This window comes from Natrinema gelatinilyticum (assembly GCF_024266705.1).
Lineage (GTDB): Archaea > Halobacteriota > Halobacteria > Halobacteriales > Natrialbaceae > Natrinema > Natrinema gelatinilyticum.
Window position 1 is genome coordinate 1268303 of sequence record NZ_CP100757.1, and the last position, 22964, is coordinate 1291266.

General features: G+C 57.7%; 20 protein-coding genes and 1 pseudogene. 11 read left to right on the top strand and 10 right to left on the bottom strand.

Annotated features, from left to right (window positions below; all coding sequences use genetic code 11):
- Window position 1 precedes the first annotated feature (1 nt).
- The 3 genes from NJU76_RS24015 to NJU76_RS24025 all read left to right on the top strand — a co-directional run bounded on the left by NJU76_RS24015 (window position 2) and on the right by NJU76_RS24025 (window position 4193).
- A complete protein-coding gene (locus tag NJU76_RS24015; protein ID WP_254532948.1) occupies window positions 2-2371 on the top strand; it encodes a xanthine dehydrogenase family protein molybdopterin-binding subunit in 2370 nt (789 codons plus the stop codon).
- Window positions 2372-3268: an FAD binding domain-containing protein gene (locus NJU76_RS24020; RefSeq protein ID WP_254532949.1), complete on the top strand. Its 897-nt coding sequence runs from the start codon at window positions 2372-2374 to the stop codon at window positions 3266-3268.
- 163 nt (window positions 3269-3431) lie between these two features.
- Complete coding sequence (locus NJU76_RS24025) at window positions 3432-4193, top strand: LamB/YcsF family protein (protein ID WP_254532950.1); 762 nt, start codon at window positions 3432-3434, stop codon at window positions 4191-4193.
- A gap of 32 nt (window positions 4194-4225) precedes the next feature.
- On the opposite strand, the gene NJU76_RS24030 is transcribed toward NJU76_RS24025, so the two are convergent.
- Entirely contained in the window at window positions 4226-5569 is a 1344-nt protein-coding gene (locus NJU76_RS24030; protein ID WP_254532951.1) for an acetyl-CoA carboxylase biotin carboxylase subunit, read from the bottom strand.
- Between the two features lie 157 nt (window positions 5570-5726).
- Window positions 5727-6133 (bottom strand): annotated as a pseudogene (locus tag NJU76_RS24035) (aminotransferase class III-fold pyridoxal phosphate-dependent enzyme); the annotation flags it as partial.
- A 101-nt stretch (window positions 6134-6234) separates the two neighbouring features.
- Here NJU76_RS24035 and NJU76_RS24040 point away from each other — a divergent pair.
- The 3 genes from NJU76_RS24040 (at window position 6235) to NJU76_RS24050 (ending at window position 9192) form a co-directional block, all read left to right on the top strand.
- On the top strand, window positions 6235-6426 hold the full coding sequence (locus tag NJU76_RS24040; protein ID WP_254532952.1) for a hypothetical protein: 192 nt from the start codon (window positions 6235-6237) through the stop codon (window positions 6424-6426).
- A gap of 1258 nt (window positions 6427-7684) precedes the next feature.
- Entirely contained in the window at window positions 7685-8386 is a 702-nt protein-coding gene (locus tag NJU76_RS24045; protein ID WP_254532953.1) for a bacterio-opsin activator domain-containing protein, read from the top strand.
- A 356-nt stretch (window positions 8387-8742) separates the two neighbouring features.
- Window positions 8743-9192 (top strand): MaoC family dehydratase, encoded by a 450-nt coding sequence (locus NJU76_RS24050; RefSeq protein ID WP_254532954.1) that lies wholly within the window; start codon window positions 8743-8745, stop codon window positions 9190-9192.
- A 1118-nt stretch (window positions 9193-10310) separates the two neighbouring features.
- Here NJU76_RS24050 and NJU76_RS24055 read toward each other — a convergent pair.
- From NJU76_RS24055 to NJU76_RS24065, 3 genes are all read right to left on the bottom strand, one after another.
- Entirely contained in the window at window positions 10311-11072 is a 762-nt protein-coding gene (locus tag NJU76_RS24055) for an IclR family transcriptional regulator (protein WP_254532955.1), read from the bottom strand.
- 488 nt (window positions 11073-11560) lie between these two features.
- A complete protein-coding gene (xacF, locus tag NJU76_RS24060; RefSeq protein ID WP_254532956.1) occupies window positions 11561-13003 on the bottom strand; it encodes a 2,5-dioxovalerate dehydrogenase in 1443 nt (480 codons plus the stop codon).
- Window positions 13004-13095: 92 nt separating this feature from the next.
- Window positions 13096-13866, bottom strand: a complete 771-nt coding sequence (locus NJU76_RS24065) for an IclR family transcriptional regulator (RefSeq protein ID WP_254532957.1) — start codon at window positions 13864-13866, stop codon at window positions 13096-13098.
- A gap of 277 nt (window positions 13867-14143) precedes the next feature.
- Between NJU76_RS24065 and NJU76_RS24070 the strand changes: the two genes are divergently transcribed.
- Genes NJU76_RS24070 through NJU76_RS24080 form a run of 3 tightly spaced genes read left to right on the top strand, consistent with a single transcriptional unit; the run spans window position 14144 to window position 17366 of the window.
- A complete protein-coding gene (locus NJU76_RS24070) occupies window positions 14144-15265 on the top strand; it encodes an amidohydrolase family protein (RefSeq protein ID WP_254532958.1) in 1122 nt (373 codons plus the stop codon).
- Window positions 15262-15726, top strand: coding sequence for a Rieske (2Fe-2S) protein (locus tag NJU76_RS24075; RefSeq protein ID WP_254532959.1), 465 nt, complete (start codon window positions 15262-15264; stop codon window positions 15724-15726). The genes NJU76_RS24070 and NJU76_RS24075 overlap by 4 nt, the downstream gene beginning before the upstream one ends.
- Complete coding sequence (locus tag NJU76_RS24080; RefSeq protein ID WP_254532960.1) at window positions 15723-17366, top strand: BCCT family transporter; 1644 nt, start codon at window positions 15723-15725, stop codon at window positions 17364-17366. Before NJU76_RS24075 ends, NJU76_RS24080 begins: the two co-directional genes overlap by 4 nt.
- Before the next feature lie 223 nt (window positions 17367-17589).
- Here NJU76_RS24080 and NJU76_RS24085 read toward each other — a convergent pair whose 3' ends face one another.
- The 4 genes from NJU76_RS24085 to NJU76_RS24100 form a co-directional block, all read right to left on the bottom strand.
- A complete protein-coding gene (locus NJU76_RS24085; RefSeq protein ID WP_254532961.1) occupies window positions 17590-18018 on the bottom strand; it encodes a universal stress protein in 429 nt (142 codons plus the stop codon).
- Window positions 18019-18171: 153 nt separating this feature from the next.
- The gene (locus NJU76_RS24090; RefSeq protein WP_254532962.1) at window positions 18172-18381 is read right to left on the bottom strand and encodes a hypothetical protein; all 210 of its coding nucleotides are present in this window, start codon (window positions 18379-18381) and stop codon (window positions 18172-18174) included.
- An 80-nt stretch (window positions 18382-18461) separates the two neighbouring features.
- Window positions 18462-19331: an MFS transporter gene (locus NJU76_RS24095; RefSeq protein WP_254532963.1), complete on the bottom strand. Its 870-nt coding sequence runs from the start codon at window positions 19329-19331 to the stop codon at window positions 18462-18464.
- Between the two features lie 117 nt (window positions 19332-19448).
- Entirely contained in the window at window positions 19449-19859 is a 411-nt protein-coding gene (locus NJU76_RS24100; protein WP_254532964.1) for an EamA family transporter, read from the bottom strand.
- A 125-nt stretch (window positions 19860-19984) separates the two neighbouring features.
- On the opposite strand from NJU76_RS24100, the gene NJU76_RS24105 reads away from it, so the two are divergent.
- Entirely contained in the window at window positions 19985-21238 is a 1254-nt protein-coding gene (locus NJU76_RS24105) for a saccharopine dehydrogenase family protein (protein WP_256566936.1), read from the top strand.
- Window positions 21239-21565: 327 nt separating this feature from the next.
- On the opposite strand, the gene NJU76_RS24110 is transcribed toward NJU76_RS24105, so the two are convergent.
- Window positions 21566-22003, bottom strand: coding sequence for a nucleotidyltransferase domain-containing protein (locus NJU76_RS24110; RefSeq protein WP_340681271.1), 438 nt, complete (start codon window positions 22001-22003; stop codon window positions 21566-21568).
- Window positions 22004-22114: 111 nt separating this feature from the next.
- On the opposite strand from NJU76_RS24110, the gene NJU76_RS24115 reads away from it, so the two are divergent.
- Window positions 22115-22894, top strand: coding sequence for a DUF8081 domain-containing protein (locus NJU76_RS24115; protein ID WP_254532966.1), 780 nt, complete (start codon window positions 22115-22117; stop codon window positions 22892-22894).
- Window positions 22895-22964 lie beyond the last annotated feature (70 nt).

A 22964-nucleotide genomic window follows, 5' to 3' on the forward strand; every position in this document is an offset into this window, starting at 1 on the left:
AATGACGTCTCAGCCCGATGCGTCCGGCCGCATCTTCGGATCGTCCGTCAAACGTCGAGAGGACCCGGCACTGCTCACCGGTGAAGCAGAGTTCACCGATGATAAGCTTCCCGACGCCGCGCACGTAGCGATCCTGCGGAGTCAGTTCGCTCACGCGGATCTCAAGGAGATCGACACAAGTGAGGCGGAGAATCGAGATGGGGTTATCGATGTCTTCACCGGCGAAGATATCGAAGCGAGTGGGATTCCGAATAATATTCCGACGGCGTGGATGCTACCTGGGCTTGTAACGCCGCAGTATCGTCTCATGGCGACCGATAAAGTCCGGCACGCCGGTGACGCGATCGCTGCGGTGGTGGCCAAGGATCGATACGTCGCTCACGAGGCGCTCGACGATATCGACGTGAGTTACGAGCGACTCGACGCAGTCACCGAACCGGCTAAGGCTGTCGGCGCGGATCCGACGGTCCACGAGGAGGCGGAAGATAACGTCGCGTTTGACTTCGATATCGGCGACAGCGACGCCGTCGACGATGCGTTCGCCGCGGCAGACCACGTCTCCAGCGTCGAGCTCGAACAGCCTCGAATCATTCCAAATCCCGTCGAACCGCGGGCCGCGGCGGCCAGCTATGACCCGGGAAGCGACGAGTTGACCGTGTGGATGACGTCTCAGAATCCGCATCTCCACCGGATGCTCATGTCGACCGCGACCCTCGGCCATCCGGAACACAAGCTCCAGATCGTCGCTCCGGAGGTCGGAGGCGGGTTCGGGAAGAAGATCTATCACTACCCCGACGAGGCCATCACGGCCTGGTGTGCCAAACAACTCGAGCGGGACGTCAAGTGGCAGGCGACACGCAGCGAGGATTACGTCACCGGAAATCACGGCCGGGACCACGTGACCGAAGCCGAACTCGCGGTAGACGATGACGGCACTATTCGCGGGATGCGCGTCGAGACCCACGCGGGCCTCGGGGCGCATTTGCTCCAGTTCGCGACGGCGACGCCGTCGTATCTCTACGCGACCATCCTCTCGAGCGAGTACGATATCGGCGCCATTCACTGCCGGGTCATCGGGGCGTTCACGAACACCGCTCCCGTTGACGCGTATCGAGGAGCGGGCCGCGCCGAGGGGATTTACGTGACTGAGCGGCTGCTCAACGTGGCCGCCAAGGACCTCGGGATGGATCAGACAGAACTCAGACGAGCGAACCTGATAGATCCCGATCAATTCCCTTACGAGACGGGCGTCGGGATGGTGTACGACAGCGGCGAGTACGAACGGGCGATGGATCGTGCGCTCGAGATCGTAGAGTACGAGAACCTCCGCGATCGACAGGCCGACCTCCGCGAGAAGGACCGCTACCTCGGGATTGGCGTCGCGAACTTCGTGGAATCCGCGGGGCTCTCTCCGTCGAAGGCTGCCGGTGAACTCGGTTCAAAGGCCGGCGGCTGGGAGGCGGGAGTCGTTCGGTTCCACCCCTCGGGGAAGGTTGCCGTTTACTGCGGAACCGCCGACCAAGGGCAGGGTCACCGGACGACCCTTGCACAGGTCGCCGCCGAAGAACTCGGTGTGCCGATAGACGATATCGAAGTCATTGAAGGGAACACCGACAAGGTCCCGCAGGGAATGGGAACGTACGGGAGCCGAAGCGCGCCGGTCGGCGGAGGTGCGGTCGCAACTAGCGCCCAGAAGGTCGTCGAGAAGGCGCGAACGATCGCCGCCCATCAGCTCGAGGCAGACGAAGCGGACATCGAGTTCGAGGATGGTGAGTTCCAGGTGAAAGGTGCTCCACAACGCTCGATACGGATCCAGGACGTGGCGATGCAGGCCTACCTTGGCCACGACATTCCCGACGAGATGGAGCCCGGCCTGGAGGCGACGTCGTACTACGATCCGGAGAACTTCACCTTCCCATTCGGTACTCACGTCGCCGTCGTCGAAGTCGACCCGGACACTGGCGAGGTCGAAATCCAGCAGTACGTCGCAGTCGACGACTGCGGTGAGCAGATCAATCCGATGATCGTCGAAGGACAGATTCACGGCGGTATCGCTCAGGGCATCGGTGCCGCACTCTTCGAGTCGGCCGAGTACGACGACGGCGGAAACCTCGTTACGGGGTCGATGAACGACTACGCCCTGCCTCGAGCGAACGACCTACCGGAATACGAGACGGACAGTACGGTGACTCCGAGCCCGCACAATCCGCTCGGCGTGAAAGGCGTTGGGGAATCCGCGACGATTGGTGCCACGCCGGCGGTCGTCAACGCCGTCGTCGACGCACTCGAACCGTTCGACGTAGATCACCTCGATATGCCGCTCACGAACGAAACGATCTGGTCCGCGGTTACTACGGAGGGGGGATCGTAAATGTACCCCTCTTCGTTCGAGTACTACGCGGTCGCGGACGTCAAAGAGGCCGTTGACCTGCTCGTCGAACACGACGGGAGTGACGTCGAACTGCTAGCGGGCGGCCACAGCCTCCTTCCGACGATGAAATCGGGGCTATCCAGCCCTGATGTTATCATCGACATCGCTGACATCGACCGATTACACGGGATCGAGCACGGTGAGCAGTCGAGTACCGTCGGTGCGATGACCAACTATGCGACCGCGGCTCGCGATGATGTGCTCGAGCGAAACACTATCGTTGCGGAGGCCGCTGCCGAGATCGGTGACGTGCAGATCCGGAACGCGGGGACCGTCGGCGGAAACATCGCGCACGCCGATCCGGCGGCCGACCTGCCGGCGGCGGTTCTCGTTTCGGACGCGACGATCCGCGCTCGCAGCCCCGACGGCGAGCGTACCATTCCGGCGTCAGAGTTCTTCGAAGCGATGTTCACGACGGCCCTCGGAGAGGACGAACTCCTCGTAGAGATCGAAATACCACACCTCTCCGAGGGGATGGCGTCAGCGTACCTGAAAAAGCCGAGTCCGTCGTCGGGCTATGCATTGATCGGGGTCGCAGCGGTGTTAGAGACTGACGGTGAGGTGATCACCGAGGCCAGAATCGCCGCAAACGGTGCGTTTGATCACGCGATGCGGCTCGGATCCGTCGAAGACACGCTGACCGGAGAGACGATCGACGACGGTCTCTCCGACCGGGCCGCCGAGCACGCGACTGACGACGTTGAGTCCTACATGCTGATGGAGGATAGTACGGCGTCGAGCGAGTTCCGGGCACATCTCTTAGAAGTCTACACGAAACAGGCTATCGACACTGCGATCGAGCGCGTCGGTTCGACCGCAAACGTCAGCGGCGACTGATTCACAACAGTATATCCTTCCAACGACTATCACACAGTCAGATGACTTGATCGACCGGCCCGAACCATCGGAGTCAGGAAGTGAAGGTGAGAACGGAACGAATTCGTCATAATATAAGCAATCTGCCGTAAGATATATCCAGATTTGTGTTCGAATTTCACGCATGCCTGCGATCGACATCAACTGTGATATGGGTGAGAGTTTCGGGAACTGGACGATGGGTCACGATGCCGAGGTCATGCCCTACATCACGTCCGCGAACATCGCCGGTGGCTATCACGCCGCCGATCCGCACGTGATGCGCGAGACGGTCGAGATGGCGGCCGAACATGACGTCGGGATCGGCATCCATCCAGGGCTCCCGGACAAAATGGGCTTCGGCCGCCGAAAGATCGACGCCACTCCCGAAGAGGTACGGGACTACGTCGTCTACCAGCTCGGCGCGCTCACGGCGTTCGCGCGCCGACACGGAGCTACCGTCCAGCACGTCAAGCCCCACGGCGCAATGTACTCGATGCTCTCGGAGAGCCCAGAACACGCCCGTGCGGTCATGGAAGGGATGCTCGAGGTCGATGGCGACCTCGTCTACCTCGCGACCGACAGGAACATCTACGAGGTCGCCCAGGACGTCGACGGTCTCCGGGCCGTCTTCGAGGGGTATGTCGACCTGGACTATCGGGCCGATCGCTCCCTGATCATCGAACAGAAACTCGCGGACCGCGATCCCGAACTCGTCGCTGACCGCTTCGTTTCGATCGCCACCGACGGCGTCGTCGAGGCGGCCAACGGCGAGGAGATCTCGATTCCCGCCGAGAGCATCTGCATCCACGGTGACAACCCCAACGCCGTCCCGATACTCGAGGCGATCCACGACCGCATCGACGAACACGGGATCGAACTTGTGTCGCTGTCCGAAATCGCTTAAACGCGACCTGTCCGAAGCTCGTTTTCCGGCCGTTACTCGTCGAGGAGTTCTCGATCCACGTACTTCGTGGTATGTTCGTCGGCCACGAATTCGTCGTCCTCGAGCAGCCGGCGATGGAAGGGGATCGTCGTCGGAATCCCCTCGATCGTCGTTTCGTCGAGTGCACGCTTTCCGCGGGCAATCACCTCGTCCCTGTCCTGTCCGGTGACAATCAATTTGCCGAACATCGAATCATAGAAGGGGGCGATCGAATCACCCTCGTCCACACCGTCATCGACACGGACGCCGATGCCACGTGGCGGTTCGTACGTCGAAAGCGTGCCCGGAATCGGCGTGAAGTCGTTGTCGGGATCCTCCGCATTGAGGCGGAACTCCATGGCGGCGCCCCGCGGTTCGATTTCCTCCTGCGAGAAAGACAGTTCCTCGCCGGCGGCGACCCGTAGCTGCCATTTGACCAAGTCGATATCGGTGAGTTCCTCCGTTACGGTGTGTTCGACCTGGATTCGTGCGTTGACCTCGATGAAGTAGAACTCGCCGTCCTCGTAGAGGAATTCGACGGTCCCAGCGTTGACGTAGTCCGCCGCGGCCACACCGCGACGGGCGGCCTCACAGACTTCGGCGCAGGTGTCCTCGTCCAGCGCCGGCGAAGGCGACTCCTCGATGAGTTTCTGTTGACGTCGCTGGATGGTGCAGTCGCGTTCGCCGAGATGTCGGACGTTGCCGTGTTCGTCGCCGATGATCTGAACTTCGACGTGGCGCGGGTTCTCGAGGAACTGCTCGAGGTAGACAGCGGGGTTGTCGAAGTACGCATCCCCCTCTCGGATCGCCTCCCGCAATTTCGATTCGATCTGGTCGGATTCGTGGACGATCTTGAGGCCACGCCCGCCGCCGCCGCCGTCGGCCTTGATCGCGACGGGATAGCCGTGTTCCTCGGCGAACGTCTCGACTTCCTCGGCCGATGTCACTGGTTCGGTCGTACCAGGGACGACTGGAACGCCTGCCTTCTGCATGATCTTGCGCGCTTTGGTCTTCTCTCCGAAGTTAGCCATCACGTTGCTTGGTGGACCGATCCACGCGAATTCGCTGTCCTCGACGTTGGCCGCGAACGACTCGCTCTCCGCGAGGAACCCGTACCCGGGGTGGATCGCGTCGACGTCTGCTGCTCGTGCAGCCTCGAAGAGCGCTTCCTGATTCAGATAGCTCTCTTTGGCCTTCGAGCTACCGATGTGGTGGGCCTCGTCGGCCAGTCGAACGTGTTTGGCGTTCTCGTCCGCGTCGCTGTAGACGGCCACCGTGTCGATGTCCAGCTCTTTACACGACTGGATAATTCGAACGGCGATCTCCTCGCGGTTCGCGATCAGAACTTTTTCGAACACAATATAGCATAGTATCTCTTATTAGCAAAATAAATCTACCTTTAGCTAAGCTGTTGGACCAAATTCATAATAGTTCGGCCGCTTCTGAGCGACGACCACCGCGATCACCGCTTCGATCGTATCGCGAATCGCTCGCGATACTGGTCGTACTCGACCCTCAGGCGACCGCGTCCAGTGCTGCCCGGAGTTCGTCGACGGCGCGCTCGAACTGGTCTCGCGAGTCGTCAGCGGCGGCTGGAAGCGCATGACGTTCTTGTAGTAACCGCCGACGCCCATCACGACATTCGACTCGTTCCGAAGGTAGTCGCTGACGTCGGACGCAAGCGTACCGTTCAGCGCCGGTGCGACGTTCTGTGGTCTCGTCGTGCCCGGTTCTACGAGTTCGACACCGCACATCAGTCCGAGCCCACATGTCTGCCCGACGACACCGTACCCCTCGAGCGCCTCGAGTTCGGACGGGAGCCACTGTCCCTGCTCGCGGGCGTTGTCGAAGATCCCGTTCTGCAGTTCGTCGATCGTCGCCAACGCAGCGGCGCAGGCCACGAGGTTCCCGCCGAACATCGAATGGCGTCGGATCTCCCTCGGAACGGTATATCCGGGTGCAACACTTCCCACAATGGGCGTAGGCGGTAGGATTTTGTACCCTCGAACGTTTGATGGTCCCAATGAGCACGGAGGCGCCGTCCGTCCCCGAATCGTGTGCGCAGTGCCCCCATATTGATTTGTTCCACAGCACGTGCTCCCATCCGTCTCGACAGAGCATCGTCCAAGAGTTGGACGGAATCGGGGACATCTGCCCCGTGTTCTCGACCGAGCGGGCGAAGGCGATGCACGACCTCGAGGAGCGACTATCCTAACCATTCATGCCTTCCGATCGGCCGAGCAGAGGGTCGTCGTGTGTAATATATAGCACCTCGACACTCCCGATCAACTGATTCTACATCGCCATCGTCGTCCGTACTTCATCGGCTCCCCGTTGTCGACGAAAGACGTGGCGTTGCTTCTCTTCTGCGAGCTCGCTTCTGACGTCGGGTACCAGACATAGCCAGTTCAACCCGACTCGGTCTAGCGTCGTCGAATCACGACCGGGGTGTTGCAGCTGGTCTGCGATGTCGTTCCAATCGTCTTCGAGGAGCGAGACCGAGCCGTCTAGTGCTTCCAATGTACTGGCTCTGACAGTGCATACTCGGCCGGTGGAGTTCGGCAAGTGGTAGCGCGGAGCACCCTTCCTCACCGAGCGAAGCGTGCAGGGAGGGGAGAAAGCGTGTTCCCACATTCAAAATCGTTCATTCCATACCTCGTATTACTGCCGTCCCTGCACAAGTCGGGGTCGGTAGAATCCATGAGTAAACTGGCTCCTGTGGTGCGATTCCAACGCAGTCTGTACTCGGGAACGACGACCGCGAACGGGTTGACGTCCCGTTCCCACAGTTGGGATAGAGCGCGAGAACACCGGGAATTAAATCGGGGGGACAATCCACGGGACGGGTCCGGTAAGTGGGCCGCAGCACCACTCCGGCCCACTGCCCGACCCGTAGACGGTAAGACGAAGCCGGGCCGCTCCATGCATGGGTTCGCGGGGTACAATGTCGTTGTGGTAACGCCCCGTCCTCAAGGAGTGACCGACCGCCGCAAGGCGGACGAGAGCGAGTAGGGCGGGTAGTTTACTTTAGTTCCGTTCGGGAAGGGACCGTCCGCGAAAGACCGGTCCCCTGGTATTCCCTGTCGGCCGGGTCGCCAGCCGGCCATGTAGAACACCGACGAGAGCAGGTTTTGTTTTTCGGCCCGTTTGCAGAGAGTGAGAAGCGATTGGCCACCGATTTGACCGCCGATTACGCGATTACGGTACAATATCCAACGCGTTTCTATCGGACGACCGATCGACCGTCCGTGAATTTCGTAGCACGTGGTGTCGATTCGACGGGCACGTTTGTTCGGCTATCGCAAATCGAGTACTCGGTAGTATCGACAGCCTTCGGGATGGGTACCAACGACGAAGTCGCGTGGTACTACAGCACCGGGATCGATCACGCGAACACGGTTGAGTCCGAAGCGCCTATTTCACTTACGAGTGCCACGACAATGTGTATGCCCCTCACTCTCTTTGTTCTCACTATGGCCTCGTCCGAAGAGACCACACCCGACGATTCGATCGTCGAGGTTGAATTCAAGGTTTCGGATCGCCGGTATCCCTTGGTCGCGCTCTCTGCGGAGACCGGTTGTGACGCGGAACTCCTTCAGATACTCCCTCGAAGCGACGGTGCATACACGGTATTTCATCGTATCAGTAGCGCATCTTCAGAGCAGATTCTCGAGTTTGCTAGTAAGTACGACGGTTTTAGAGCACGAGTGGTAAGCTCCGGTGAGAAGAACCTGATCGTCGAATTTCGGATCCATGGCGATGGAGAATTTTTCATCATCAGCTTGACCGACGCAGGGGCTATCCCGACGCAGTTAGGGAGTACAAACGGTGTCGCACACATCGCTGCCGAAATCCCTCCGATATATTCCGCATCGGACGTGATCTCTCACTTTCGGGAGCGCTATCCATCCATGGAGATACTCGCTCGTCGGAAAAAGAAGTATTCCGCCTCACTGTTTCAGCGTAGAGAGTTTTACAACACGATCGTTCGCGAACTCACTCCACGTCAACACGAGGTCGTCCTGCTCGCGTATACGAACGGCTACTATGATTGGCCTCGCGAACAAACCGGAGAAGAACTCGCCGCCGAACTTGGGGTGTCGTATTCGACGTTCTCGGAACACTTGCGGAAAGCCGAACAAAAGATACTTTCAAAGGTATTCGGTATCGAGTAAGCGGCAGTCTCTCGTCCATCCATCCCGCTCATCTCGTTTTCGGTACTCTCCTTGAGTGCCGTTCCGGTGTGGATGCAAATGACCCCCAGCTGCGGTAGTGAGTAAAGTACCTCGGGGACAAGCCTCGAGGCTTCACCGTTTAGACCGCACGTCCCACAAACAGGGTGCACTTGGGAGATTTTCTCGGAAGATGGTTCTGAAGACACCTCCTCTTCGAACACCGATATCGATACTGAGACCACCATCCGCGAAAACGGGGGTCTACACCCGGGCCGAACGTAGATTGGACCGACCGACACCCGCCGAGGGCGAGTCGTCCGCTACGTTTTTCTCTCCGATTTCCGTTCACACGACCGGTGCGCTACTTCGAGGACATCGAGGTCGGCACGACACGGGAACTCGGGGACTACCACGTCACCAGCGAGGAGATCATCGAGTTCGCAGAACAGTACGATCCACAGCCGTTCCATCTAGACGCGGCCGCCGCTGCCGAGTCAGCGTTCGGCGAACTGGTCGCGTCGGGGTGGCACACCGCTTCGATATCCATGCGGATGCTCGTCGAGAACTATCTCAACGAAAACGCAGGCATGGGCGGTCGCGGCGTGGACGAACTTCGCTGGCAGCGACCAGTCACGCCAGGCGACACTTTATCCCTCCGAACTGAGGTGGTGGACAAACGCCCCTCCGAGACCGACCCCTACCGAGGAAACGTAGACACTCACATAGAAGTGCTGAACCAGGACGACGAAGTCGTCCTCTCGTACACGGTCACCGGGATGATCGAGCGCCGAACCCCCGGCGAGTAGTGGACGCGGTTGGCTCGAGGCGAATCCTGTCGCTCACTCGCCTACACCGACTGTCACAGAGCATCCGGGTTCGCGATGGCGTAGGTGAGCGCTATCACGTCGAAATGCGGAGAGGCGATTCTCTGCCCCCTGCCTGCTGGCCGAAATCTCGACACAACGCTGCCGGCGGCCGGGATCGTTCGTCGTTACGTGTCGGACGAGGTGAACGTTCACTCCGGTATCTGCAAGAAGTGGAAATTTAACTGCTGATTTGTCAATGTCATCCACCTCGAATCGTGTTTGGTGACCTGACTGTAGCCAATTCAAGATAAGTCAATATTACTGACGCCATTTGTCAGTCAAAGCGTGAAAGTCAACACCTGCGTAGTTTATAACCCTTAGCACTCGGATTCTTTGAAGTGATCTATCGGTTTGAGTTACTACTAGCGATACAGTCATAATCGGTGCTAGTCGAGCCTTATCGACAGTCCATAGAACTGTTCTCGAAGCTGCTCGACAGGCTGATACTGGGCACATCTCTGATCATATTGAGACTATTAACTAGTGAATTACTTCATTGGAGAATACTGTTAGCTGTACGCTGCTGTCAACCAGAATTACACGTTCTGATCTATATAGAGCCTAAATATGCCAGAAACAAAAGTGAAGTGAGCGCTTTCCTTCGGTAGGTCTGAGAAAGACATGACGTCATCCCACTATATTTGTATTAACGATGTGGTTGATTCAATTATATTCGTAAATATTTTATAATCAATCCAAGATGTGTCTGGCAAGGTCGTTGGAACAGCAACAAACTTACTCGAGAATCTAGCAGAAGTATAATTACTAAAGTCTAAACTACATGGTCGTATTACATGAACAAACTCTCAATAAGTTTTAAATCGTTCGAACGAAGTTGACTTCTCTGAGGCGATCTCTGCCAACACCTCCACTGTTCCTCGTATCCCGCTCTGAAGCGCTCGCTAAGTAGACCCCTGGTGGGTGAGGCGAGTGCCTCGGAGTCAAATCTTGGAGGGAATTCACGAACTACAAGCCCAAACTCGCTCTATCAGATGGTCATTCTCTCACTGTGCTAATGAGACAGTACAAGATACAGGGACGGTGGCCAGTCACCACGATCAATAATCGTGAAGATTCACTTCGATCCGGTTTTTCGTCGCTTGTAATCGTTCTGGAAGGGTTTCTCGATACCAGGTTCCGGACATGTCGGCTGCGGGGCCCGAGAGACTCACTGCGCCAACCACTGTGTTTTTGGGACCAAATATGGGAACACCAACACATCGAAGCCCTCGCCCGTACTCTTCCTCGTCAAATGCGATACCACGATTACGAACTCGATCGAGTTCGTCCAGTAGTTCGTCTCTCTCGGTGATCGTCGTATCGGTGTAGCTAACGAGATCGATCGATTCGAGGAGCGAGTCGAACCGATCCGGTGAGGTGTGAGCGAGAATCGATTTTCCAGTGGCTGTACAGTGCAGGTCGTGTACCTCGCCCGCACGCGTCGAAAATCGGATCTCGTCGCTTCCACGAGACCGATACAGATACACCCCTTCCCCCTGTTCTTCGACAGCTAGGTTACCTACCAGATCAGTTCCCTCCACGAGGGTTTCGATCTGGGGTCGTGCGATCTCGAAAAGGTCTGTCCGCATCCGGACCGTCTCACCGATGCGAAGAAACCGGAGCCCGAGCCGATATCGACCGTCTTCGTTGACCACGTATCCCCTTTCACGGAGTGTTGTGAGATGATTGTGAACGGTGCTTTTCGAGACGGCAACGGCATTAGCGATCTCGGTTACACCCACCTCTCCGGACTGTTCAAGGAACTCTACCACTGATAGAAGCGTTTCGACCGATTCGACGGGGGCGTTTGTGCGGTCCATGATAGACACGATTTCGCTGTCGGTACTTGTAGTTGGCCTCGATCGACCGTTCTGTTGGACAGAACGACTCGCCTGACTCACGTGATGAAGAGGCCGACATTGGATTCTATCATGTTGTATTAGTGCTACATAATACCGATTACATCTATATGTGTGTAATTCTTGGAGAGGCGGCGACGTCCGGTTCATTCTACGCCGGAGAGAGGTCGTTGGAGATGGAGACGTAGACTGGAAAGACGCGGACTAGACTGCTGAGCGCTCGAGAGGTCGATACCGTCTCGTACTACGTCATACCGTAGTATGGGTCAAGGTATTGCGGACTGGTAGCTGTTCTGGGAAGACGTTGATCGGCGGTAGCGGACAGTTTCGTTCTGCAGAGCAGAACGACCGCTTTGGCCGGAAAGACATGGGTCGCTCCTGAGCACTCGAGAGATCTATTCTCGAAAGAGGGGTAGTGATATGGCTCGAAGAAAGGCAGTTGTCGCTCGTCAGTAGTTGAGGTACACCGTCTTGGTCGTGGTGAAGAAGTCCAGCCCCGCGTCGCCTTGCTCGCGCCACGTCTCACTTGAAGAGTTTTTGGTGCCCCCGAACGGAACGTGCAGTTCGAGACCAGTGGTCTTTTCGTTGATTTTCACGACGCCGGCTTCGATCTCGTCGATGAAGCGATTGGCCTCCGAGAGGTTCTTCGTGATAATACTCGCGGAGAGGCCGTACTGGCTATCGTTCGCGATGGTGACCGCTTCCTCGAAGTCGGAAACTGGAATCACCGCGACGACCGGACCGAATATTTCCTCCTGGGCGATCTGCATCTCCGACTTGACATTGCTGAATACGGTCGGTTCGACGTAGTGTCCATCGTATTCGGTATCGGGAACGTCGCCACCCACCTCGAGGGTTGCACCTTCTTCTTTCCCACGCTCAATGTAATCGAGTGTTCCCTCGAGCTCCGACGCCGTGACCTGTGGCCCCATGTCGGCTTCGAGGCCGGGACCGATATCGAGATCAGTTGCGTAGTCGGCGAGTCCGTCGACAAATTCGTCGTAGATCGATTCGTGGACGATGGCCCGAGATGTGGCGGTACAGGCCTGACCAGTAACGCCGAACGCACCGGAACCGACGATGGTGACTGCCTCGTCGACGTCCGCGCTCGGCATCACGACGGCCGGGTTCTTCCCGCCCATCTCTAACTGGATTCGCGCACCAGTTTCGGTGGCCGATTCCCGGACTAGTTCACCGACTGCCGAACTCCCGGTAAACGAGATTGCGTCGATCGTCTCGTGAGAGGTGATCGTCGCACCGACTTCGCTTCCGGATCCGGTGACGACATTGAGGACGCCGTCCGGGAGCCCGGCTTCGTCGAGACATTCGGTGAGCTCGTGGACGACGGTCGGTGCCTGGGATGCCGGTTTGAGTACGACGGCGTTCCCGGCTGCCAGTGCGGGCGCGGCCTTCCACGCCGGGATGGCGATCGGATAGTTCCACGGCGTGATGAGTCCGACGACTCCAACGGGTTCCGTGACGGTCCGTAGTCGACTGTTCTGACCGCTCGGTGCTTTCGCTTCGCCTGCGAGGTCGCTCGCCTTCTCCGCGTAATAGTAGAGGATGTCGACGGCGCGCTGGACCTCTCCGGCCGCTTCTGCGAGTGCCTTTCCTTCTTCGCGAGTCAGCGTCTCGGCGACGTCGTCTGCTCGGTTTTCTAGATGTCCGGCAGCGCGACGAAGGACGGCCCCACGCTCCGGACCGGGCGTCTCTGCCCACGTATCCTGTGCGTCGGCAGCTGCCCGGATCGCCCGCTCGGTATCGACTTCGGTTGACTTCGGGAATCGAGAGACGACCGAACCGTCGGCAGGATTAGTTACCGAAAACGTCTCCGTTGATTCCGATTCGATCCACTTTCCGTTACAGTAGTTCATGCGCTGTTGGGCAGCCATCTACGATTACGATCGCCGTTTCCCGCACAAAAAGATTTTCCCTCTGAAGATAACGATCGAGACTTCGTTTCTCATCGAGATCCGCGGGCGCATCACTTGGCGCTGTAGTTCAATTCGATTATATTTACGGTTGATAAGAGTTTGTGCTGGAGTTCCTCTTCGACATCGGGTTCTCCCAATCGATGAACGGGACCAGTGACGCTGAGGCCACCCAAGACAGTTCCAGTCGTGTCCTCGATCGCCGCCGAAATCGACATCATCCCCATCCGGTACTCTTCGCGATCGAACGAGACGCCGGTCTCGCGAATTTGTTCGAACTCGTTCTCGAGTTCCGCACGCTCGGTAATCGTGTTCTCCGTGCGGGCGGGCATCCCGTGTCTGTCGAGTATTTCCGATACGCGCTCGTCAGAGGAATGCGCGAGGATCGCCTTTCCGACGGCCGAAGAGTGCATATAAAAGTGCGTCCCATCGGTGAAATCGTACGAGATACTTTGTTCACCTTGTACGACGTCGAGCGAGACGCACATCCCGTTTTGTTCGACGGACAGTGTGACGAGCTCACTACTCGACTTTTGGGCGAGGCGATTTACTTCCGGCTTTGCTACCCGGTACAGGGAGACTTCGTTACGGACGCGTCCCCCGAGTTCCATGTACCGGAGACTGAGTCCGTACGCGCCGCTGTCGTCTTGTACCACGTATCCCAACTGCTGAAGCGTACTCAGGTAGTCATGGACGACGCTCCGTGTTCTGTTAGTTTCTTCGGCCAACGATGTAACGGTCAGCGCTCCATCTCTCTCGAGTGTCGTCACTAGATCGTCCATCGTCAGTAACGCCTTGATCGGACGGTTTGCTTCGGTATCCATAGGATAGCAATCAACGGCATTCGACATATACATTCGGAATTGTCGAATACTGCGGTCGAATAACTAGTGGAGTCTAGTAATTAACGACACTACCGATGCGCACTGCTTACAATACCGACGATTCATTCGACAATACCGAATGAAATGGCCGTTGTTTAAATATCTCCTGAGACGCAATTCCGTCGAATACCCGACTTTGAACCGTTCTAAACCCAGTTTCGTTACCTCGATTAGGTAACCTTTATGTGGGGTTGTGATTGTATGTCTATGTGGAATTATGCCACAAGATACGCAGGCAACGCCGACAAAACATCGTTCCGAGTCGGGACTCACGCTAGTCGATGCGGACATACATCAGCGGTGGGCAGACGACGAGGAGGTCGCTCAGTACCTTCCCGAGCGATATCAGGACGACGGTCTGGTGCTACCGGAGCTCCTCTACCGGAATCCCGGTGAGTTCCTCCGACAGGATCAAAAGACGGAGGACGGGAACAAACCGGGAACGGACCTCCAGAAGATCGTCGACGATCATCTGGACGAACACGATATCGACTACGCGATACTGACCGGGAACTCGTGGTTCAACCTCGCAGCCCTGCCGAACCGCGATTACGCAAACGAACTCGCGCGAGCCTACAACGAGTGGTTGGTCAACGACGTTCTCCCAGTCGATGACCGGTTTCTGGGGTCGCTGTACGTCGCGCCGAAGGCACCGGAGAAAGCGGCCGACCTCATACACGAGTACGGCGATCATCCGCAGATTCGACAGGTGTTGCTCCCTGGTGGAGCCGAAGTGCCGTACGGCCGACCTCAGTACTGGCCGATGTACGAGGCCGCCGAAGAACAGAACCTCGCGATGGCGATCCATCCGTTCTCGGAGGGACACGGCACGAGCAACCCGCCGACCGGTGCCGGCCATCCGAACAATTACATCGAATGGCACACCCTCCTAGGCGCCTACTACATGGGACAACTCGCCTCGATCGTTACCGAGGGGGTTCTGGTCGAATATCCCGATCTCCGATGGGCGTTTATCGAGGGTGGCTATGGATGGCTCCCCCACTTCATGTGGCGGCTCGATAAGAATTGGAAAGGGCTCCGTTCACAGGTCCCGTGGCTAGAAGAGAAGCCGAGTCACTATATTCGAAACAACGTCTGGTTCGCGAGTCAACCCGTGGAAGAACCCGAGCGACCGGAGCACCACGACCAGATCCTGGAGATGATGCACGCGGACGAGATACTCATCTATGCATCGGACTACCCCCACTGGGATGGCGACGATCCGACGTGGGGACTGCCGCCGATGGATGACGAAATGGAGCGTGCAGTCAAATACGAGAACGCAGCCGAACTGTGGGACTTGCCCACGGACGGAAGTGACCTGAAGGGATCACCATGACTGAAAAACGATTCGAGATCTGCCCAACTAACGAATTCGACGTGGGTGACCGACGTATCGTCACTCTAGACGGATTCTCGGTCGGAATCTTCAACGTCGATGGGGAATACTACGCGATGAAAAACGACTGTCCTCACCAGCGCGCACCGCTCTGTGAAGGGAAACTCGGTGGTACTACGGAATCCGACAGTCCGGGTGAGTACGACTGGGTCCGGCCGGGGCAGGTCGTTCGCTGTCCATGGCACGGCTGGGAATTCGACGTCAAAACGGGGGAATCAGTGTTCAACCCCCACAAGGTGAAAGCCAAGACGTTCGAAGCACGAGTTGAGCCGTCCACTGGCGGGAATGCCGCTGCCGATGGTGGCTGTGAGGGCTGTGACGTCGACCTCGAGGGAGACGAGCCCCCCGTCGAGACGTATGATGTGGAAGTTGAACGTGGAACGGTTGTGGTGTACCTATGAGTACCGATTCGGAGAGCGCCATCGAATCCTTCCGTGACGAAATCGATCCGTTCGTCTTCCTCGGCGGTGCGATCGTCACCATCCTCGCGATCGGCTACATCGCCGCTCGCCCCGACGCCGCAGCGAAATCGCTCACGAACGCTAACAACTTCCTCTGGAGCGAGCTCGGCTGGCTCTTCCTCTGGGCGATGTTTCTCGCCGTCGCATTTTGCCTCTGGCTCTTGATTGGGCCGTGGGGCAACATTAAGTTCGGCGACCCCAACGAGGAACCGGAATTCTCGTATTTCTCGTTCCTCGCGATGTTGTTCTCCGCGGGGCTCTCGACTGGCCTGGTCTTCTACGGCCCGGCGGAGGCGCTGTACCACTACTCCTCAGGACTGCCGTTTTTCGGTTCCGAGGCGAAGAGTTCCGCCATCGTCCCTGATGCGATCCAGTATACGATGCTCCACTGGGGAATCTCCCCGTGGTCGGCGTATCTCGTTGTCGGCGTAACGATCGCCTATTACGTCCATCGCAAGGGCGCGCCAATCAAACCGTCGACCGTGTTCGCACCCTTCATCGGCGTCGAGAACCTCGACGAGAACTGGGTGAAACCGCTCGACCTCCTGATGGTGGTTATCTCGGTGGGAGGTGTCGCCGTCTCGCTCGGCTTCGTCGTCACACAGTTCCTCGCGGGGATGTCCTACAACTACGGCGTCGAGGTCGGTGACCTCGGGACGATACTGGTAACTGTCGGTCTTACAGTCGGATTCACGGCCTCTGCAGCCTTGGGTGTCAAGCGCGGCATTCGTCGCGTTTCGACGTTCAACATGTATCTTTTCATCACACTTCTCGTAGTCGCGTTCGTGTTCGGTCCGACAGCGTTCCTGCTCACCACCGGAACGGAGGCACTCGGCGGGTACGTCAACAACTTCGTCGGCATGAGTCTCTACATGAACGCAGCGAACGGCGTCGATTGGGTCGGTGGCTGGACCGTCTTCTACTGGGCCTGGTGGTTCTCGTTCGCGCCCATGATCGGTATCTTCATCACACGCATCTGCCGGGGACGAACCATTCGCCAGGTTGTCTTCGCGGGGCTCATTGGAACTACCGCGGCCTCGTTCCCCTGGTTCATCGTTATGGGCGGGTCGTCGCTGTGGGTACAGACGAAGGGATCCCTCGATCTCCTCACGATCGTGTTCGAGCAGGGACGCGAAGTCGCCGGCTTCCCGCTGTTCGAGACGCTCATTCCCTTCGGCGGTGTCTTTGCCGTCGGCTATCTACTACTCGTACTCACGTTCCTGATCACTACCGTCGACTCGACGACGCTGAGCCTCGCGATGTTTACCACGGATGGGCGCGAGAACCCCTCGACCGTCAACCGTGTCACCTGGGGTGGGCTCGTGGGACTGCTCTCCTCGCTGTTGCTCATCAGCGGTGGCCTCGCTGCGCTCAAGGATTTCGTCGTCCTGCTCGGCTTCCCCATCGCGTTCGTCCTCGGGCTTTGTGTCGTCGGACTCGTTATCGAATTCGAGCAGCTCCACCCGGTCTTGTTGACCGAGCGCTATGAGAAAGACGAACGTGAAAATACTGACCAACAGACGGTTGCAGGCTATCTCTCGAAACGTCGTCCCAACTGGATGGGAGGTACCGACGACTGATTCCCGTTCGATTATCGTCTCTTGATCCGTCTCGATGATTTCCGACCCGTCGTTGGTATACAGTATACACGTCTGAGGACCGGTCACAGAACCGTTGGTCAAAACATCAAATAGAAGTAATTATACCGGGCAATATCGGATGTCATCTGATTCGACCAGATATTGCTGGTGCAGGATCCTGTTACCGACAAGTACACTACGCCGAGTTCTCACTATCGATCGCTCACCCGAAAGCAACGGCAACGACCGGTATCAGCGAGTCGAATATCACGTTCTGTGTCACGCTACCGAAAAGCGCCTTTCCAGTTGGCGACCGCTGTCGTCCGCCGATGACGATGTAGCGTGCGTCCTGCTTCTCGGCGTACGCGACGATCTCGGCCGCAGGGTCGCCGACGCGTACCGATAGCGAGAGATCCGGCTGCATCGGCTCTTCCGTTGCTCGAGACACGATATTCTCCCCTACCTTCCGGACCTCATAGTTATCGGTCAGGTCCTGTCCCTCGACGTCTTTCTCGAGGACTTCGACGAGTTCCGAACGGTCGAGGACGTGGACCGCGTGCAAGTCTTCTTCGAGGTCAGCCGCGAGCGTCTGTGCTTCTCCGAGAACGGAGGCCGCTCTGTCCGAGTCGTCGATCGCTGCTACAATCGCCATATAGTGTCGTCGGAGCCGATCGTGAAAGGCATTCCGACAGAGTAAGAGCGTCACCGAGGTGGAGCCGTGTTCGTCATCGGAAGAGACCTTCGCGCAATTCTCGCTTCCGCGCGTCCCTGTTACATGGATGCAGTCGTCTGTTATCGATACGAGTCAACGGTCCGCGAGCCAAATCAATGGGGGAACGGCAAGGCCGAAGTAAAATAACAGGCTCGCGAACGAGGCAGTATACGCGAGTCGCGTGGCAGCAGTGCCGACGTACACCGGGCCGAGACTGTCGATGGTGAAGCACACGGCTCGGAGCGCACCGAGGTCGCTGCCGACGGTCTCGTCGGCCAGTACATCGACTAAATAGATGTACATGACTGGCCAAATCGTCGTCAATCCCACAGCGAAAATAAACAGTTCGATACCGAGCCCGATAACCGAGCCCGCCCAAAGCATTACGATGAGGCCGACAATACTGAGCCCTGTCGACCCGAGCCCGAGGTAGATAGGCCGTCGCCGCTCACAGACATACCGGCCACGGGCGTGACGAGCATCTCCGTGACGAACACGCTGGCGAACGCGACAGTGGCCTCGAACGGCGTAAACGATTTCTCTAACTGGAGAAACGTCGGTAGAAAACTCGCGCTCCCCTGCCAGATGAAGTTGAAAACGGACAGCACGAACAGGATGGCGTACATCTCCCAGGATCGGAACAGCCGAGAGAAGGCTGACGGAATGTCGAGGGCAACCACCGAGATACGATACGAGTCGCGGTTGAGTCGGTGGCCACCGACAGCGACGAGCAGAAGTAACACGATAATCGGCACGAAGGCGTTTCGCCACGCAGCAACACTGATGACGGAGACGGCTAGCACCGCCGAGAGCGCGCTTCCCAGATTGACAGCGGCGTCTCTGATACCGGACGCGCGGCCACGGTTCTCGTCGAAAAGTTTATGTATGAGTACGATTCCCGCTGGTTCGAACATCCCGTAGCCAAATCCGATGTGACCGAGACCGACGATGAACATCGCGAACTGACTCGAGAACGTCAGCAGGAGAAAGCCGGTGACCATCACCCCCCGACTTACGAACAAGACGAGATTCGACGAGAGACGCTCGGAGTAGCGGCCACCGGGATACTGCGCGAGAGTGTTACACGCCCACATGAACGAAATGGAAGCCCCTGCCGAAGCAGGGGTGATGCCGAAGTCGTCGATTATCTCTAGCATCGGCGCGATAACGAGGATGCCAGACAGTGAGACAACGATTCCGAGGGCGTGTACGTTCAGCTGCTTCTTGCTGTAGTCGTAAAACGTTTCGAGCATCTAATTTCGTTTCCAGGTTGGTCCGCTATCCGTGTCCGTTGTCTCAGTGCGACAGGTATCGTCCGCGGCGTCACTGCTCCGTTTCACACGGTAGAGTAACGACGCTGTCTCCGTCATCTATCTTGAGAGCAGGATGACGGCGACGACTGCGAATCCGAGTCCGGTCAACTCGACCGCAGTGAGCGATTCGTCGAGAACAGTGACCGCCAGGATTGCTGTCCCGAGGATGTACATGCCACTGATACCAGTTGCGATGGCCGCAGAGCCGGATCTGAGCGCCAAGTAATACGCGATCGTTCCGCCCCCGAGAAAGAGTCCGGCGACAAGCGCGATACCAATGCTTCCGGGAGCAGTAACTAGTCGCTCCCCGCTAACGGCGACGTAGGTTACGGCGACGCCGATCCCGGCCGTATATGTGTAGACGACGGCTTGTTCAGCCGGGAGGCCGCCTGTAGCAACTTTTGCGAGAAAGGCCCACCCGGTGTACAGAAGCATAGCTCCGACTGCAAAGGTGACTGTCTTTTCCATTGGCATCCTGTTACTCTCGGCCAGAAAAAATAGCCTTTTCGCTGACAACGGTTTGGTGATTCGTCCCCGGCTCTGCGAGCGATCCGTAGTTTTAAGGGGGAACAGAGTGGTCTTATAGCTGGCAGATGAGTAGCAAGACTGTCGTACTAGGCGGTTCTGGAGCAATGACATCGGGGTGCGTCTACGACCTTCATCAGACGAGTGACTTCGATGAAATCGTCGTCGCCGACGCTGACGAAGCAAACGCGCGCCGCCTCGTCGAACTCGTCGACGACGACCGATTTCGGTTCGAGTCAGTCGATGCGACCGACACGGACGATATCGTGAGAGTCCTCGATGACGCGGATTACGTCGTCAACGGCTTACCGTATCAGTTCGAGGAGAACGTCCTCGATGCAATTCAACGAATAGGCGACCTCACGGGTGTCGACCTGAACGCGTTCGACTTCGACGACGTTCTCGACCGATCCGAGGAGTTCGCCGACGCGGGGAACGCTCTCTGGTTCGCTAACGGTGGCCTCGTGAGTACTATCGCGCTCGGAATGGTCGCCTGTGACCGTTTTGACGATGTCGAGGACGTCAATTTCTACTGGGGAATGTGGCGGCTCCTCACGCAGACGACGCCCGGGTTAACAGACACGGTCACGTATGAACACGATCCCGACGTCGACGAGCGGGCGAAGTGGGAAGACGGTGAAGTCATTAACGATCTCCCGGCGTTCAGTGAGCGGCGGACATTCGAGTTCCCGGACCCGATCGGAGAGGAAGAAACGTACGTCATCTCTCACCCCGAACCGATCACGTTCCCGAAGTCCCCGGTCGCACAGGAGAAAAACGTCGACCGTATTATCACGCGCGGTGCATGGCACGATGAGTGGAAGCGCTACGAACGAACACTACACGCAGCGAACGCCTTCGAGACGGATTCTATCGAGGTTGACGGAACAGCAGTTGACCCAGTCGACGTGATGCAAGAGCAGGTAAAAGCCCGAGGACGAGAACTCGAAACAGAGTGGAAGCCACCTGCAAAGCTATCGCCGGAGACGGAGTGGACGCCCCAGACGATCCTCTCTGCCGAAGTAACTGGATCGGTTGACGGCCAGGACGACCGAGCAGTCTTCCACTTCAGGCAGCCGTTCCCGTTCTTCGACGGTCACGATATCACGCTGATGCGCGAATACGGCTGTTACGTTGGCGTCCCGCTGTCCGTAACGCTACAACTCATGGCCGACGGCGATATTGATGCGGATGGAATATTTATCACCGAGACGAGTGGTATCGACGCAGAACAATATTTCGATGAGATGCAAGAACGAGGGTTCAATCTTTTTGCCGAACAGTCTCCAGATTCGACAATAATGGCACAAAATCAGAATTAGCCCGAGTCAAAAAGTGCGAGAAATGGGTGTCCGGTTATACGTACGCTCGTAACGTTGTAGAATCTGGGCCTCTTCTACGGCGTTCGAATCGCGGGCTGCTGAGTCAATTGAATTGAAATATTCGACAATTCAAAGATATCCAATTTGTTCTTCATTTCGATATATAGTCTACGACTGCCCGTTTTCTCGAGCGAGCGGTCAAATTTTATGCAATAATTTACTTTCAGAAGAAATAAATATTCCTTCGCACCGGCCGCCGAGACTTTGCACCTGGCTTTCGGCGTGACCTTCTATCCCGGCCGGCTTCGCGCCGCGAACTCTCGAGAGTCACATCCCCCGGCGACCGAGACGGCAGCGTTCGTTTTCGGTTCTCAAGGTGATCGGTGAGGAATCGAGTGGCGACGATGGCTGGTCGGTCGGGTCGTTATCGGACACTTCGCTCGTTGTATTCTGCCTCCGTATCAAACACTGCTCGCTGCGTTCGAACTTTCGTGGCTCGCATTTCCGGGCAATCAGTAAGCGTGCTCGCCGTTTCCGTCCAGAGTTAACCGATCGCAGGTTCGATATCCGTCTCGACGAACCCGAAACGAGGACACTTCGTGCACCGCGTCGGTCACTCTCGACAATGACGAACAGATCTATGTCGCTCTGACGGTCGGCTTCGCCGCGAGTGACGCGTCCGAAGACAAGGATTCCGACAACCTCGTCGGCGACATCTTCGTCGTCAATGGCCTGCCTGATCCGAGAGACGAACGTTCGAGTCAGGGTCCGGAACTCCGATTACTCGAACGACAACACGAAGTGAGAGAAGGGAAAGCGGTATACGTAGCCCACAGACCGAAGACAGTGAGTCGACGAGACAGCTGAACACAAACTATGAGCTGGAGAGATCAGTGGCCGGGACTACCGCGTGAGCCGGAGACCGAACCGACGGAGAAGACGACGGCCGAATTCCGGGTCGCGCTCAAATCATCGGCCTGTAAGATCTCGGCCGAAATTGCAGCGCTTCGCGAAGACGCGGGAGAAATTGTGACGTTCGAGTCGCGGACCGAAGCGGTGGCCGAACTGCTCGAGGGCAGTGATCGAGACGATCTTCGGTTTCAGCGACCCGCACCGAACGATCCCGGTGCCGCCGACGTGTATCTCGTCGCGGTCCTGGACTCCGAACCGGAGCCGGCTGAACGAGGACCACCGGAAGACGGCTGGACGTTCGATATGCGGGCCCAGCAGGTCGGAGCGCTTTCGGAGTCGCTGCTCAGCGCATATTCGTGGGACCCTCCGCCGATCGTGTCGTACGTGGCCGCGGATCTCGGACTCGAGCCAGACGCAGTTCGGATCGAAGTCGACCAGTCGCCCGGGAGCGTCGGCCGTTCGGAGCGCGACGGCGGCGACGGTCGGTGGTTGCCCGACGTCGAATTTATCGTTCGCCGGCGGAACGGATCGCATCCGGACGGGTACGACGGACCGGTGATCAAACGCTATCTCGCCGAGGTCAAGCACGGCTCGACGAGTTTCGAACGTCACCAACGCACCCGGATGACCCGGCTGGCCGCCGAGACGGGCGCCAATCTCGAGGTGCTCGTCATTCGAGTGGATCTCGAAGGAACGCCGCAAACGTACGACCTGACGATCCGGACCGTATCAGCGGACGAGTGAGACCGGCGGCTTCAGTTGTGAGGGCAGTCGTCGCAGTCGGCACCACAGTTGTGCACGAGACGCGTGTTCG

Bases quoted from the DNA above. Each gene is read 5' to 3' on its own strand.
- NJU76_RS24015 (WP_254532948.1), top strand. From the start codon at position 2: ATGACGTCTCAGCCCGATGCGTCCGGCCGCATCTTCGGATCGTCCGTC.
- NJU76_RS24020 (WP_254532949.1), top strand. From the start codon at position 2,372: ATGTACCCCTCTTCGTTCGAGTACTACGCGGTCGCGGACGTCAAAGAG.
- NJU76_RS24025 (WP_254532950.1), top strand. From the start codon at position 3,432: ATGCCTGCGATCGACATCAACTGTGATATGGGTGAGAGTTTCGGGAAC.
- NJU76_RS24040 (WP_254532952.1), top strand. From the start codon at position 6,235: ATGAGCACGGAGGCGCCGTCCGTCCCCGAATCGTGTGCGCAGTGCCCC.
- NJU76_RS24045 (WP_254532953.1), top strand. From the start codon at position 7,685: ATGGCCTCGTCCGAAGAGACCACACCCGACGATTCGATCGTCGAGGTT.
- NJU76_RS24055 (WP_254532955.1), bottom strand. From the start codon at position 11,072: ATGGACCGCACAAACGCCCCCGTCGAATCGGTCGAAACGCTTCTATCA.
- xacF (WP_254532956.1), bottom strand. From the start codon at position 13,003: ATGGCTGCCCAACAGCGCATGAACTACTGTAACGGAAAGTGGATCGAA.
- NJU76_RS24065 (WP_254532957.1), bottom strand. From the start codon at position 13,866: ATGGATACCGAAGCAAACCGTCCGATCAAGGCGTTACTGACGATGGAC.
- NJU76_RS24070 (WP_254532958.1), top strand. From the start codon at position 14,144: ATGCCACAAGATACGCAGGCAACGCCGACAAAACATCGTTCCGAGTCG.
- NJU76_RS24075 (WP_254532959.1), top strand. From the start codon at position 15,262: ATGACTGAAAAACGATTCGAGATCTGCCCAACTAACGAATTCGACGTG.
- NJU76_RS24080 (WP_254532960.1), top strand. From the start codon at position 15,723: ATGAGTACCGATTCGGAGAGCGCCATCGAATCCTTCCGTGACGAAATC.
- NJU76_RS24085 (WP_254532961.1), bottom strand. From the start codon at position 18,018: ATGGCGATTGTAGCAGCGATCGACGACTCGGACAGAGCGGCCTCCGTT.
- NJU76_RS24090 (WP_254532962.1), bottom strand. From the start codon at position 18,381: ATGTACATCTATTTAGTCGATGTACTGGCCGACGAGACCGTCGGCAGC.
- NJU76_RS24095 (WP_254532963.1), bottom strand. From the start codon at position 19,331: ATGCTCGAAACGTTTTACGACTACAGCAAGAAGCAGCTGAACGTACAC.
- NJU76_RS24100 (WP_254532964.1), bottom strand. From the start codon at position 19,859: ATGGAAAAGACAGTCACCTTTGCAGTCGGAGCTATGCTTCTGTACACC.
- NJU76_RS24105 (WP_256566936.1), top strand. From the start codon at position 19,985: ATGAGTAGCAAGACTGTCGTACTAGGCGGTTCTGGAGCAATGACATCG.
- NJU76_RS24115 (WP_254532966.1), top strand. From the start codon at position 22,115: ATGAGCTGGAGAGATCAGTGGCCGGGACTACCGCGTGAGCCGGAGACC.